Origin of the sequence: Pararhizobium gei, assembly GCF_029223885.1 — a bacterium.
Lineage (GTDB): Bacteria > Pseudomonadota > Alphaproteobacteria > Rhizobiales > Rhizobiaceae > Pararhizobium > Pararhizobium gei.
In genome coordinates this window covers 1049679-1063892 of the sequence record NZ_CP119409.1, presented here as the reverse complement: position 1 = coordinate 1063892, position 14214 = coordinate 1049679, and the positions used below count along the sequence as shown (strand labels likewise).

13 protein-coding genes are annotated in these 14214 nt (G+C 59.1%); all 13 read right to left on the bottom strand.

What is annotated here, in order from left to right; all coding sequences use genetic code 11:
* Positions 1–2 precede the first annotated feature (2 nt).
* Positions 3–755, bottom strand: coding sequence for a flagellar biosynthetic protein FliR (gene fliR / locus PY308_RS05000; protein ID WP_275788910.1), 753 nt, complete (start codon positions 753–755; stop codon positions 3–5).
* Complete coding sequence (gene flhA / locus PY308_RS04995) at positions 752–2839, bottom strand: flagellar biosynthesis protein FlhA (protein WP_275788909.1); 2088 nt, start codon at positions 2837–2839, stop codon at positions 752–754. The genes fliR and flhA overlap by 4 nt, the downstream gene beginning before the upstream one ends.
* Before the next feature lie 142 nt (positions 2840–2981).
* The gene (gene fliQ / locus PY308_RS04990; protein ID WP_275788906.1) at positions 2982–3248 is read right to left on the bottom strand and encodes a flagellar biosynthesis protein FliQ; all 267 of its coding nucleotides are present in this window, start codon (positions 3246–3248) and stop codon (positions 2982–2984) included.
* 6 nt (positions 3249–3254) lie between these two features.
* Complete coding sequence (flgD, locus tag PY308_RS04985; protein WP_275788903.1) at positions 3255–3668, bottom strand: flagellar hook assembly protein FlgD; 414 nt, start codon at positions 3666–3668, stop codon at positions 3255–3257.
* Entirely contained in the window at positions 3659–4108 is a 450-nt protein-coding gene (gene flbT, locus PY308_RS04980; RefSeq protein WP_275788900.1) for a flagellar biosynthesis repressor FlbT, read from the bottom strand. The genes flgD and flbT overlap by 10 nt, the downstream gene beginning before the upstream one ends.
* Positions 4105–4452: a flagellar biosynthesis regulator FlaF gene (flaF, locus tag PY308_RS04975; RefSeq protein WP_275788899.1), complete on the bottom strand. Its 348-nt coding sequence runs from the start codon at positions 4450–4452 to the stop codon at positions 4105–4107. The genes flbT and flaF overlap by 4 nt, the downstream gene beginning before the upstream one ends.
* 37 nt (positions 4453–4489) lie before the next feature.
* Positions 4490–5536, bottom strand: coding sequence for a flagellar hook-associated family protein (locus PY308_RS04970; protein ID WP_275788897.1), 1047 nt, complete (start codon positions 5534–5536; stop codon positions 4490–4492).
* Between the two features lie 2 nt (positions 5537–5538).
* Positions 5539–7035: a flagellar hook-associated protein FlgK gene (gene flgK, locus PY308_RS04965; RefSeq protein WP_275788895.1), complete on the bottom strand. Its 1497-nt coding sequence runs from the start codon at positions 7033–7035 to the stop codon at positions 5539–5541.
* 24 nt (positions 7036–7059) lie between these two features.
* A complete protein-coding gene (locus PY308_RS04960) occupies positions 7060–8346 on the bottom strand; it encodes a flagellar hook protein FlgE (protein WP_275788892.1) in 1287 nt (428 codons plus the stop codon).
* A 121-nt stretch (positions 8347–8467) separates the two neighbouring features.
* The gene (gene rem, locus PY308_RS04955; protein WP_275788889.1) at positions 8468–9139 is read right to left on the bottom strand and encodes a transcriptional activator Rem; all 672 of its coding nucleotides are present in this window, start codon (positions 9137–9139) and stop codon (positions 8468–8470) included.
* 282 nt (positions 9140–9421) lie between these two features.
* The gene (locus PY308_RS04950; protein ID WP_275791019.1) at positions 9422–9985 is read right to left on the bottom strand and encodes a transglycosylase SLT domain-containing protein; all 564 of its coding nucleotides are present in this window, start codon (positions 9983–9985) and stop codon (positions 9422–9424) included.
* Entirely contained in the window at positions 9924–12911 is a 2988-nt protein-coding gene (locus PY308_RS23055; RefSeq protein WP_434064200.1) for a flagellar hook-length control protein FliK, read from the bottom strand. The genes PY308_RS04950 and PY308_RS23055 overlap by 62 nt, the downstream gene beginning before the upstream one ends.
* A complete protein-coding gene (gene motC / locus PY308_RS04940) occupies positions 12908–14212 on the bottom strand; it encodes a chemotaxis protein MotC (RefSeq protein ID WP_275788886.1) in 1305 nt (434 codons plus the stop codon). Before motC ends, PY308_RS23055 begins: the two co-directional genes overlap by 4 nt.
* Between the last annotated feature and the right edge of the window lie 2 nt (positions 14213–14214).

Sequence of the window (14214 nt, the reverse complement as noted above, 5' to 3'; positions counted from 1 at the left end):
AGCTAATTTCCCAACATGACCGGCGCGAAACCGTCGGCAAACAGGCGCAGCATCGCGGCGATCCCGAGATAGAGCAGGAACATTCCACCCATGATCAGATAGGGCAGCGAGATGAAGTAGAGCGGTATCTGTGGCGCCAGCTTGTTGACCATGCCGATGGCGACATTGAAGAGCAGACCGTAGATGACGAACGGGCTCGCGAGACGCAGCATGATGTAGAACGTCGTCTCGAGCGCGTTGGTGAGCGTGATCAGAACGCCCTGCGGATCGAAACCGACGCCGAGCGGCATGACCTTGTAGGAATCGACGATGCTCGACAGGATGACATGATGGAAATCCAGCGTGAACAGGATCATCAGACCGGCAAAGCTGATGAGGTTGGTCATCTGGTTTTCCGCGGAATCCTCCAGAACGTCGGCGGTCGGGGGTGCGTTGAAACCGATCATCATGGTGATCACCGTTCCGGTGAACTGCAGGCCAAGCACGTAGTAGCGCGCAATCAGGCCGATGACGCTGCCGACGACGGTTTCGGTGGCAATGATGTAGATATAGGTATGTCCCTTGCCGGAGATCTGCGGATAGATGTCGTCCCACATGACCGGCAGGACGGCCATGGAGATGGCGACGGCGACGAAGAGACGGATCTGCACTGAAACGCGCGCCGTCGAAAATCCCGGCATGACCATGATGCAGGCGCCAATCCGGCAGAATGCCGCAAACAGCGCCAGCACCGTACCCTCCGGGTCGGTGATCATGAAATCGAGCCGATGATCTTTATCTCGAGACCCTTGGCAAGCTCGACATGGGACAGAACCGGCAATGTAGCAAAGAGACGCTCGATGATCATGCGCACATAAGAACGGGATTCGGGCGAACTTACCAGTACGAAGGGCATGCCCCGGTCAAGATGTTCGCGGATAACCTTGGTCGCCTGTTCGCTGAACTCTTCCAGATGACGCGGATCGATGTCGAATTCGACAATCTCACCCTTGGCATCGCGTTTCAGGGCCTGGTGGAAGACCATGTCCCATTTGTTGCCGAGACGCAGGACGCGCAGCGTGCCGTTGTCTGCGAGATCGCCGCAAAGCTGCTGCGACATGCGCACGCGCACATGCTCGACGATCTGCTCGGTCTTTCTGACATGTGGCGCCAGTTCGGCGACGGCTTCAAGGATCAGGTGCAGGTTGCGGATGGAGACGCGCTCGGCCAGCAGCAGCTTCAGCACGGCCTGCAGCCCCGAATAGGACATATGCGACGTGCAAATCTCGTCCGCCAGCTTGCGGTACTCCGGATCGAGACGCTCGATCAGGATCTTCACGTCCTTGTAGGACAAAAGCTGCGGCAGGTTGTTGCGGATGACTTCCGACAGATGGGTAAGGACCACCGACACATTGTCGATCGGATGGAAGCCCTCCCGCTTCAGATCCTCGGTAAAGGTTTCGAGGATCGAGACGGCCGGCATGCCGAAGGCTGGTTCGCGGATGTCGTCGCCGGGAACGCTCGGCCTGCGACCGCCGCCGGTGACCACCAGAACCTCGCCGACACGCACCGTGTTCGACGCGATCGTCGTGCCGTGGACGCGGATGTGATAGGCCTTGTCGGGGATGCCGATGTCGTCCGAGACCTTGATTTCGGGAACGATAAGGCCGTACTGACCGGCAAATTTGCGGCGCATCTTGCCGACCCGGAAAGCCAGCTCCTGATGGGCGCCGAGAAGGCGGGTGGACACCTGCTTGCCGAGCAGAAGTTCGATCTCGGCGGTTTTCAGCACGGACTTGACCGAGTCCTTCTCGCTGTCGGTCTTCAGCTGGGCGGTCTGCTGGTCCTGATCGCGCTTCAGCTTGTTGGCCGTTTCGATCTGGCGCGGGATCACCCAGGCAAGAAAACCCATGCCGCCGCCGAGGACGGCGAACGGCAGGAATGGCAGGCCCGGCATCAGGGCCAGCATCATAAGCAAACCGGAGGAGACCATCAGAGCCCGCGGGTAGCCGCCGAGCTGGTTGACGACCGCCTGGTCCGTCGACCCCGAGGTGCCGCCGCGCGACACGAGCAGGCCGGCGGCGAGCGACACGATCAAGGCCGGAATCTGCGAGACCAGACCGTCGCCGACCGACAGCTTGACGAAAACGTCGGCCGCTTCGCCGATCGACATGTCGTGACGGACATAGCCGATGATGATGCCGCCGAAAACGTTGATGGCTGTAATCAGCAAGCCGGCAATGGCATCGCCGCGGACGAATTTCGAGGCACCGTCCATCGAACCGAAGAAGGAACTTTCCTCCTCCAGTTCGCGGCGGCGGCGCTGCGCTTCCTTCTCGTCGATCATGCCTGCCGACAGATCGGCGTCGATCGACATCTGCTTGCCGGGAATGGCATCCAGGGTGAAGCGGGCGCCGACTTCCGCAATACGCGTGGCGCCCTTGGTGATGACGATGAAGTTCACCGTGATGAGGATGAGAAAGACGATGAGGCCGATGACGAAATCGCCGCCCATGACCAATTCGGCGAAGCCGGCAATGACACCGCCTGCCGCATCATGACCCTCATGCCCGTGGGAGAGGATGACGCGCGTGGTCGCGATATTGAGCGCGAGCCGCGTCATGGTCGAGATCAGCAGGATGACCGGGAAAGAGGAGAAATCGAGCGGCTTCTGGATCCACAGCGACACCATCAGGATGAGAACCGAGAAGGCGATGGAGAAAGCCAGCCCGATATCAATCAAAAACGGCGGAATCGGCAGGAACAGGATCGACAGGATCGCTACGATGCCGAGCGCAAAGCCGATATCGCGACCTTTCGGGGCGACCTTCGGGATGACCAGTGCGGGAGGTGTTGCCATCGGAAATTCCGTCTCTTCATGAGAGGCGGACAGCATTCATACCTGCTGCCCATACTGGCGACAGCTTTAGCGCGCCAAACTTGCGCGAGGGTGGCAGAATGTCGGACAAGCGGCGAAAACGAAACGCGCCCGGCAAACGAGATCAGAAACCGGATTGAATGCGGGAGAAAACGACGTCGGTGAAGATGGAAATCTGCGATCCGACGAAGGAAGCGGAAAGCGCGACGGTGATCAGGACCGCGAGAATTTTCGGAACGAAGGTCAAGGTCATTTCCTGCACCTGGGTCAGCGCCTGCAGAAAAGCGATGACGACGCCGACGATCATGGCGGCGAGAACGGCGGGCCCGGAAGCGACGACCACTGTCCAGATCGCCGCCTGCACGATATCGAGGGCATCCGCCTCATTCATTAGCTGTCACTTTATGGTTACGCCCGGGCCTACCACGAGTTCCTTGCCGGTATCGAGCACCGCGATGATTCCATCGGAATATAGCTTCACTTCCTTGACCACGCCAGTCGTCTTGCCGTCGGCGCTGGTCACCGTCTTGCCGATGACGGCATTGGCTTCGCTGAGCGAGGTGCGCTGAAGCAGGCTTTCCAGATTTGTGTTGGTCTTGATCGTCTGCTCAACCTGCGAGAAGGTGGCAAGCTGCGCGATCTGCTGGGTTGAATCCATCGGCTCCGTTGGATCCTGGTTCTTCATCTGAGCCACCAGCAGCTTCAGGAAGCTGTCATAGTTCAGGTCCGCCGACGCCTTGTCGGTACCTGACTCGGTTGCCGTCGCGGACGGAATATAGGACGAGTTCGATGTAACGCCGCTTACCGCCATGGTGCGATCTCCTTGCGAATCTGCTCGACCATCGCCGGCGCGATTTCCTGATTGTTGAGAATGCGGTCCTCGGTAGAGTAAAGACCGCGGATTGCCTTCAAGGCATCGAAAGCCCGCCCCTGCGCGACCATGCCGTCGATCCGCTTGAGTTCGCTGATGATGTCTTCGTTCTTGAAGCAAGTCAAAAGCATGACCACGGATTTGCGGAACATGTTCGTCGACTGTTCGGCACCCTCAGGATTAATGAGGATCATCTGCCCGATGAAATAGAGCTGTTTCAGCGGCGTCGTGGCGTCTTCCGGCTGCAGGACATGGTTTTCGAGCAGGAAGGTGACATCGTTCAGGAACTCGACGGCGACCTTTCGATCGACGCGAAGCACAGCGCCGTTGACAAAAATCCGTTCGCCCGACTTGAGCGATATACGCAATGTGCTTTTCATTTGAGTCCATCCCTGATGATGGTTGTGATATCTATGATGCCCTGGAAGTTGGAGGACTCGCGTTTGCGAATCTTTTCCGTCTCGCCCAGAATCCAGATGGCGATGGAGATAAGGTTAGCGCGCAATTCGTCGTTCAACTGATTGTCCGAAGCGCGAAGATCCTCGATGAAACGGATCCAGACACGGCGGGTATAATAGATCGCCTCGATGGCCTCCCTCGAGTAGCCCTTTTGCTTTTTTGCGGCTGCCAGCAGCGCAATCGAGCGATCGAGCACTTGCCGCTCGCGATCCTTGGAGTCGGCAATGCCGTCCTCCATGATCTCGGCATATGAAAACTGATACATTCAGACACCCTTCATGTTTGTCCTGCTCCTCACCGCATCAGAGGAAATTTATCAAACTCATTTGCTGAAGCCGCGACGTCAGCGTGTAGGACGTCTCGATCTGCGTCAGCAGCGCGTTCATGCGCGTCGACGCCTCATAGACATCGACCCCCTCAATGTCCGTTATATGCAGCTGAACCAGCTTCTTCTGCGCATCGATCGACGTATCCGCCTTTTTCAGGCGGGCCTCGGAAATGCCCAGCGTGCTGCTGGTTTCGATAATCCCCGTAGAACTCTGCTGCACGTAATTCTGCGATGCCATGTTGACGGCGGTACGAACGTCGGAGGACAGATCCTCGCCGAGAAGCTCGATCGACAAGACAGCCGCCAGGGCGAATTTCCGCACGCCCATGGTGTTGGTATTCGTCGTGCTCTGCACCACCTCATTGGCGCTGATGCGGCTCATGATGTTCTGGTCGGACGCCTGCGACCAGTCTGTGTCCCACTGGGAACCGGTATACATCGGCTCGATCTTGGTGGTGATGAAGTCGTTCATCTGCGCGACCGTGAAATCCTTCATGGTCGCAATGCCGTTCGCGTCCATATAATCATCGCGGGCCGTGACGAACGATGCCTTGGCCAAGGACGTTGCATTGTATTCCGCCAACGGCTTGATATCGGTGTTGATGCCGGACATCAGAAATTCGCCGTTAAACTGGATGTTCGCCGCGGCGACGAATGAACTGAGAGCGCCGTTGATGTCGGTCTTTGCGATATTAAGGCGCGTCGTGTCGTCATTTCCCAGCGTGGCGATGAGCGTCGTGTTTATCTGCTCGGCCGCCTTGCGCATCGTCTCGAGTGCCGACTGGGACGCAGACAGACGCTGCTTCACGATCGCGTTCGTTTCCTTGAGGCTGGCCAGCCGCTCCAGTTCGTTCTTCAGACTTACCGAGCGCGACGACGTAGCGCCGAGTGCAGCACCCGCGTCGGCATATTTTCCCGTCGTCACTTCCTGTTGAAGCTTTATCAGCTCGAGTTGCCCCAGCGCGATGGTCGAGCGCATGGCATTTTGAACCGCCAGATTGGAAACGTAGGACGTCTTCATGATTATCTCACCGTATCCAGGAGTGTTCTCAGCATCTCATCGACGGTGCTGAGCAGTTTTGCGGAGGCCTTGTAGGACTGCTCAAGATCGAGCATCAACGCCAGTTCCTCATCCAGGCTGACACCGGTTTCATTGCTCAGGGCCTGCTGCGTCTTCGACAGCATCGCAACCTTGTTGTCATTGGACGTCGTCGCCGCCTTGCGCAGCTGCTCGAGCCAGCCGATGGACGACGAGGCGAAGCTCATGATGCTGTTGCTGCCGCTGAGCTTCGTGCTGGTGCCGGCGGGCGTACCCACCGTGTCGAAACTGATCGCAGTGTCCATCTGCACGATGTATTTATCGAGCAGCTTGGTAAAGGCGGCCGGCGCGTCGGTCGCGGGGGGGACAACGACGTTGGCGATATAGCCTACACCATTAATGCCTCCATCCCGCAACAGCTTGGGATTGGCATCGACCTTCGGGTTGACCTTGATACTCGCCGCCAGACCAAGCATCAGCTTGTCGTCCGGAATGGTATCCGTTTCCCAGGTGAAGAGGCCAACCGCGTCGGGAAGTGCCGGCGGCGTCAGGGGATCGGGGTCGGTCTCGGCGAAAATTCGGATCAGACCGCGTGCAATTTCATCCAGTTGCGCCTGCATCGTCGGCGCCACATCGTCACGGAACTGCAGCAGGCTCGACAAGGTGCCATCCGCAGTCGTGTTCCCACCAGAACCGGCCTTGAGCGCGACGCCATCGACCTTGATCGCATTGCCCTTTTCGACGGTTGCGCCGTAGGTGTCGATGCGCGTGAACTCCACGATGCGCGGAACCGTCTCGAACAGGACCGTGCCGTCGGAGGTGTAGATCACCGTGTCGAGGTTCTGCCGCGTCACGGCGGAGATCCCGATGATTTCGGCCATCTTCTTCAGCAGCCCGTCGCGCTGGTCGAGAACGTCGCTGGCATCCTTGCCGAGAGCCAAAGCCCCGACAATGGCATTGTTGACCGTCGCAAACTCCGTCAGATAGCTGTTCAGCTTGCCGACCTGCTCGGAAATCTCGTCGTCGGTGTCCGCCCGCGCTTCCTGGATCGCCGCCGAAGCGGTGTTCAGGGAGTTGGCCAGATCCTTTGCGTCTGAGATGGCCGACGAAGCCACCGTGATATTGCCCGGCGCTGCGGCGAAGGTCTGCAGAGCCGTGCGGAAGGATGCAAGGTATTTCGACGGCGACGACGGATAGTCGTTGCCGCCATAAACCGATTTCATCGATTCAAGGCTGTCGAGAAGTCGGGATTGTGCCGCTGCTCCAGAGATGCTGACGATGTTCTCCTTGAAGAGTGCATCGTTCTGCGCCCGCTGGATCTTTATGTAGTGCGATCCTTGCGAATCCACGCCCATCATTGCCAGGCGGCGGACATAGTCCGCATTGCCTGAGTTTGCGATATTCTTCGCCACGACGCTGGTTTGCGCCGCGGTGTTGGAGAAGATCGTCTGGGCCGTGTTGATTGCGGAAGCGAGCGACATGGCGCAATCCGTTCCTTTTCGTTATCAGCGCTTCAGGTTGACCAGAACGTCAAGCAGATCGGCGCCGGTCTGGAAGACCTTCGAGTTCGCCGTATAGCTGCGTTGCGATTCGATCATTGAGGTCAGCTCTTCCGCAATATCGACGTTGGAGCTTTCGAGAGCGCCGGAGATTACGTCGCCGAAATCGCCGGAGCCTGCAAAGCCGGTGACGATCACGCCGGACTCGACGCCTTGAGAATAAACGTTGCCGGATTGCGGCACGAGATTGTCAGGGCTCTGAACGCTGGCAAGAGCGATACGATAGCGCGGCTCGAGCTTGTTGTTTTCGTACTTGATGTAGACGATGCCATCATCGTCGATCTGGAAGCCGGCTACCTTGCTGGGCGCGTTGCCATCGATGGATCCGCCGTCCGGATTGAACTTGTAGCCGAGCTGCGTGGTCTTGCCGAGGTCGATCGTCAGCGAGGCAAGCTCGGCGCCGGTGCCGGCCAGACCAGGCATGGCAGCCGTGGTGATGGTGGTGGGCGTGGTCAGAAGGTCGCCAGCCGGATTGAATTCAAGCGTTTTCGTTCCGAGGATGCCGGTCGCCGGAACCGCCGGGGTTGCCGGGATCGGCGGAACCGCCAGGGGATCGCCGGGATTGGCGGCTGTGCCGGGCGTGTAGGTCGTTCTGTCCTGCACTTCGACCGTCCAGGTATTGGCAGCGGTTTTCGTGTAGTTGAAATCGAGAATGCGAGTATTGCCCTGGCTGTCATAGACGATCAGCGAGGTTTTCGAAGCATCGCCTACGGCAGCACCTGACGGAAGATTGGCTCCCATCGTGCCTTGGGTCGAGCCTTTTGCCACGAGGCCGTCGGACGAGAGGTTGACCTTGGCCAAACCATCGAAACCGTTGACCACGACTGTCGGATCGGCACCGTCGCCATATTCATAGCCCAGCAGGCTGTAGCCGGCCGCGTTAACGAGATTGCCTGCACCGTCCTGGGTGAAAGCGCCGGCGCGTGTCAGGTATTCCTGGCCACTGCCGCCTTCCACGATGAAGAAGCCGCCGCCGTCAATCGCCAGATCGGACCCGGACGTGGTGTAGGTCTTGGCGCCTTCGCCGGAAATATTGTAGCGGATCTTGGTCTCGACACCGCCTGAGTTGTACGAACCGTTCGTCGTCGGCAGGATCATCGACGAAAACTCTGTGGATGCCCGCTTGTAGCCGGTGGTGTTGGCATTGGCGATATTTTCGGCCACCGTGCCCAGGCGGTTTGCCTGAGCGTTCATGCCGGAACCGCCGGTTCTCATCATTCCGTAAAGACTCATATCCGATCCTCGTTTTCGTCGTTATGGCAACCTAGGGGGTGGGCCTTGCGTGAACCTGTCTTGAGAGGCGACCTTCAGAGGCGGCACGGGCCCTGCGGCCCGGCCGGCATCGCAGCGGTTTTCAGCTCCAGTCGATGCAGTAGCCAAGGAAACGCTTGGAATCGATCGGATCGAAGCCGAGCCGCTTGCGCAGCTTCTTGCGCAGCTTGCTGATGTGGCTTTCCACGACGTTCTCTTCGACGTCTTCGTCGAAAATGCCGTAGATGGCGTTGAAGATCTGCGTCTTCGACACGCGGCGTCCGCGGTTGGAGACCAGATATTCCAGGATGCGGCGTTCGCGCCGCGGCAAGGCAAAAACCGCGCCATGGACTTCCGGATCGCGGCCGTCCGAGAACACCCGGATCGGGCCGATATCGATATAGTTCGTCAGCGCCTTCAAACGACGGCGAATGGCCGCGGCACGGGCGAGGATTTCACGGGGATGAACCGGCTTGCGTACGACGTCGTCGACGCCGCAGTCGAAAAAGGCCAGCGTCGTTTCCAGCGAGGGAGAATCGCTGATGGCGATCACCGGCGCCTGGGACCTATCCCTTATTGCCCGGGGCAGGCTCATGGCCTGCTGTCCCTGACCGATCAGGAAGACTTCCACCGCGTCGATATCCGAGTCAGCCGCCGTGCTGACCCAGTCACCGAATTCGCTTGGATCGAACCCTGTGGAAGGCACGCCCTCCCGCCCGAACAGTGAAGTATATCCGTCTTTTACAAGCTCACGCTCATCAACCACAACGATCATTCGTCCGCCTCCGAATCAGTATGGTGCCTCGATAAGACGATTGATACGAATCGCGGGAATCTTGAACAATTATGGGAAGTCACTGGCGGAAATTAATACTAGATTAAGGATTATGTACCGATTTGAGCTAGATTTAGTGGCATGCATCGAAATGGGACACTAAAATATATGTGGAAAAGTTAACGCATGCATTGCCAACACGCTGTTGCCATTTTTCTGCCAATGTCGATTGCAGCACTCCGGCTGAGAAAGGGGTTCCGATAATCTAAACCTAAGATTGTTTTATCGGCAGAACTGACTCGCGTTGGGAGTCCATTTTCCATACCCCGTCGCGACGAGGTTGGCGATCACGCGGCAGACATATTTTTTCTGGGCGGGATTATTGTTGGGGCCGGCATGATATCGCGCCACCGCCATGGTCCAGGTTTCATGTCTGGCATGGAGGCTGGCGAGGAACCGGGCGGCATATTCGACGTTCTTTTTCGGGTCCAGCATCTCGTCTGGTGAGCTGAAATTCTCCCCGTGAAAGTGGTGGTTGATCTGCATGCAACCGAGATCGATAAGCTTCGCGCCGCGTGCCCGTGCCGCAGCAAATTGCTGCAGGACCTCGGCAGGGCTCTCAGCAAAATACGCTTTTCCCTCGATGTTCATGGCATAGGGTTGGAGCGATCCCTTGCGCCCTGTCTCGGTCAGGCCGACCGAATAGAGGATACCTGGCGGGATCTGGTACTTTTCTGCAGCCGCCGTAATCTGCGCTTCGCAAATGCCCGCATTGGCGCTGGCACTACATATAGACGTCGCCAGTCCCGCCAGCGTCAGCAGCAGAAGACGCGTCGCTTTTACCATCATTCCCCGCCCACCTTCCACGGCTCTGTTGCTGGCTATTGCCGTCATTTTGCTGGCCGCGCTCATGGGCTGCTGCTCCCTCGCCGGCGGTTTCGCGCCCCTGCCCGGTGTAGGATGGCGCCTGTTGAGCTGTCGTGTCTGCCCCGGAGCGGTCCGGCGCATTAAAGACGACGCTGACCTGATCGACGGCAAAACCTTGCGCCCGCAGGGCCTTGACCATTTCGCCCTGATCGTCGCTCAGTTGCCTGAAGGCTTCCCCGGTCTCGACCCTGAGCTGAACGTGCAATTCATCGTCCTTGAGCCTGAGCGTGGCAGTCACCATACCCAGGTCGATGGGGTTCATCTGGATCTTGAGCGTATCGAGAGCCTTGCCGGCCGACCCAGGGACCGTCGGCGTCAGCGCCTCGGCGCCGGACTTCAGAACCGGCGCCCATTCCGGGCTGGTGCTGATCTGGCTGGTCACCACGGCGGCATTGCTGGCGGGCGCCAGACCGAGGTAGCGGCGCGCCTCCAGAACCGTCACGGTTTCCATTTTCGCAGGCATTGATGCGGACGCCTGCAGGTCCGATTTCGCAACGGTCTTGTCACCGTCGGACGCAAGGCTCATCGATACCGGCTGGCCTTTGCCATCCGCGCGGGCAAAACGAAACACCTGATCGGACGCCCCGGCAGCACTGCGGGATGCGCTCCTGTCATCAGGCATCGCCGCCGGAGGTTTGGCATCAGCCGTGTCCAAGGAGACGGTCCTGATTTCGCCTGCCCGGTCGGCCAGAGCCTGAAACTCCGCAAACTCGGAGCTGTCGTGCAAGGCCGCCGCAGGTACGGCAGTTGTATGACCGGGAGCGACACCCAGCATTTGCAGCAGTTGGTTGACGTCCACGGGCATGGTGTCCGCAGGATCGACCGGGGACTTCGCGCCGGGTTCGTCTGCGCTCGCATCACGAGTTTCAACATCGTGATGCGAGAGGGGCACCTTCGGGCTTTCAAGCAAGGCCGTTGCCTTTTCGGCGGCGTTGCCCTCGATGGTGTCTTCAACCGGGGGCGCGTCAACGCCCGTCGTGCTAGGAAGCAAGATCGGTGTCGGCGGGCGTATATCGGTCTGGGACGAACTGACAACCGGCGACGGCTTGACGGTCTGGTCAGAATCCTGCGGACCCGTCACCGATATGGCCCTCTGGGCCGGAGCAGGGACAACAACTGCCGGCGTTTCCACCTGCGAGCCAATCTTTGGATGATTTTCAGAGATCGTATCCTGTGGCAACCTATCCAGTTTCCTGGCCTCGGCAGGCGGACGACCGCTGACTGCTGCGCTCTCGCGGTCAGGCGCTGCAACAGCCTTTGATACCGGCAGAACCGGGTCGGCCTTCGACACAGGCATGGCCGGTTCGGCCTTCGTCCGAATGGCCGTTTCAGGCTCAATCTTTGCAAGACTCGGCTGCGCGGACTTTAAAATTGGTGTGTGAGAAGGCTCCGTTTCCCGTGCCGCCGGAACTGGTGTTGCTGATATTTTCGCTTTTTCCGCAGCTCGGGTGTCGCGCGAATCCATCGGGACATCCCTTTGCGGCGCAATCTTTGCCGGCACGTCAAGCAGTGTCGCAACTTTCGTCGTTGCGTCCTTTAATGGTGCGTCCTTTATCGGTGCGTCCTTGACCGGTGAGACTGCGGATGTCTCCTTTGTCCGCGCCTCGCTACGCGGATCGCTTGGACGGGCCTCCAGACGGACGGTTTTGGCGTCGGCACCGCTTTCGCGCGCAGACACAACAACGTCCTTGGTGGCAGCCTGAGACGGCAAGGCCTTTGCAGTGCTGAGAACGGGCGTTTCTTTGACGACGCCAAGGGCCGGCAAATCCTTGGCGGCGGTCAGGGGTGACTTCTTTTCAAACACCTCGATGGGCGTTTCCTTGAGTCGGCCAGACGAAGGCGCGTCCAGGGCAACGGCGATGGACGGCATCTTCTTCGAAAGTGCCTCGGGGGCCTCCTTTGTGTGCCTGAAGGCCGGCAACTCCTTTGCAGCCGTCTCGGCAGGTACGATTTTCGCCACCGCCTCGGAAGGCGAGATCTTTACCTGTCGCTCGGTGGGGAGCAAAATCGTCGGCCGCTCCACCGGCAATGTTTTCGCGACAATCTCGGCCGGCATGTGTTTCGGCCGGCTCTGGACAATATTCTCCTTCGAGGCATTTTCTTTCGAGATGCGGAAGGCAGACGGTTCTCTCGTGGGTCCCGCCATAGGCAGGTTCCTGGGCAGGTCTGCAGGTTGTTTTTTGGCAAGGCCCTCAGCCGGGACGTCCGTTTCGCTACGTAGGGCGGGCATTTCCTGCGGATTTCCGGAAATGACTGGCGCAGCCTTTGCGCGTGCCTCCCCGGGCATGTCGGCTCTCTCGACGATCAGCTTTTTCGCCAGCCCTTCGGCCGGGATCTCCGTGTCGCTGGGCAGGGAGGGCATTTCCTGGGAATCACCGGGAATGGCCGGCTCAGCCTTGGCGCGCGCCTCGCCGGGCATGTCTTTCCCGGCTCGCTCGGCAATCAGCTTTTTCGCCAAGCCTTCGGCCGGCACGTCGACATCTCGCAGCACCGCAGGGACTTCGCGTGTGCGGCCGATCGCCGGCATTTCCTTGGCAGTGCCAATACCCCGTCCCGCGTCAGCTGCCACGTCGTCATGAGCCCTTACAGGCATCGCGACCAAGCTTGTCCTCAATGAGGAAGGAACATGTCCAGCCGGCCGGGCGGCGACTTCCGTCTGAGGCTTCGCGGCAATCGAGATTGCGGGTTGGTTCTTCCTGCCGGCGTCGGCAAATGCGCTGGAAAAGCCGGCGCGCTGCTTTGCAGCGTCCATGTCCTGCGAGATCTGCCCAGATTTCGAGGCAGATTTCGCTGCCCGCCCGGGCACTATACCCGCTAGATTGTCGTCAACCGATCGCATGCTCATTCCCTCCCCAGCAGGGCATCGATTTCGCCGAGTTTGGAGCGACCCGTGCTCAAAAACGCGTCGAGAACCGGATTTGGCGGGTTTTTTTGCGGCGATGCCGCCTGCAGATCGCCGGCCGGCTGGACAAGGTCCTGAACCGGTTCCGGTGACGATACTGCAAATGGACTTTCGCCGCTTCCCGTCTCTTCTGCGCCTGTACTCTTTTCAATTTGCAAATCGGTTTTATGAGGCGTCGCTTGCGTCAGGCTATCTGCCGCGGGTTCGCGCAGCACAGCCTCGGCCATCGCCGTGGCGGCGTTCCGCAAGGCGCGATCGCGCGGCGACAGGTCGGCTTCCGGAATGGACCGGATACCGTTCACCGCCTCGATAATGTCGCTCGATGGTACGCCGACAAGGCCGGAATATAGATTTGCCAAAGCGTTTTCGCGAGTGTCTGCCCCATCCGACAGGGACTGCGCGCGCTTCGCCGCCAGCGAGGCCAGTTCCTGCATGCCGCCGATGGCGGCGCGCCGGGCGATCCGGAGATAGACTTCGCGCTGTCGCGGCCCGTCCATGAAGCTCAGGATTTCCTGAACTTTTCCTTCGGTGTCGGCGCTGTAATTGGCAACGGCCAATTCCACGAAGACATCAGCGAACTGGCTTGCATAGGGGGAGGTCAGAAAGCGCCGCGCATAGGACAGGGAATAGGCAAATCCCTTGTCCGGCATATCTGCCCGAGTGGCGAGAGCCACCGAGCGTCGTAGTGCGGCCTCTTCGATATTGCTGCCCGGCGACATCAAGCGCGCCGAATCATAGTATTTCAAGGATTGCTTCGGGTTCTGCTGCGCCATGCCGTTGCCCAGCACGAGATAGAGATAGGGACCGATGCGCGCAGTCCGGTACTCCGGAATTACCTTCTGAAGGCTTTCGACCATCAACTCGCCCTTGCCGGTGAGGTAATGGCTGAGCGCGTCAACGATGCGGCTGTCGAAATTTCCTTCAATATCACGGTCTGCAAGATAGGACAGCGTCTCGGGATTTCCGCCGCTCATCGCATAGATGAATGCCGCATCCACATTTCTCGGATCGTCGAAAACCAAGCGCTCCGCGGATCGGAGTTTCTTGTCGATCTCCCCGAGCAAAAAGCTTTGCATCTCGGCAGCCGAATGATCCCCCAGAATAATCGTATCCTGAATGTATTGCAGCGACCGCACCATCTTGTATGGCGGCAAGACGTCCGGCTCCGAGGCCTGCACGGCCATGGCCGGCAAGGTCAGAAATATGGCAGCGCCAAGGAGAAGATTGCGGATGAGCATCATCATGG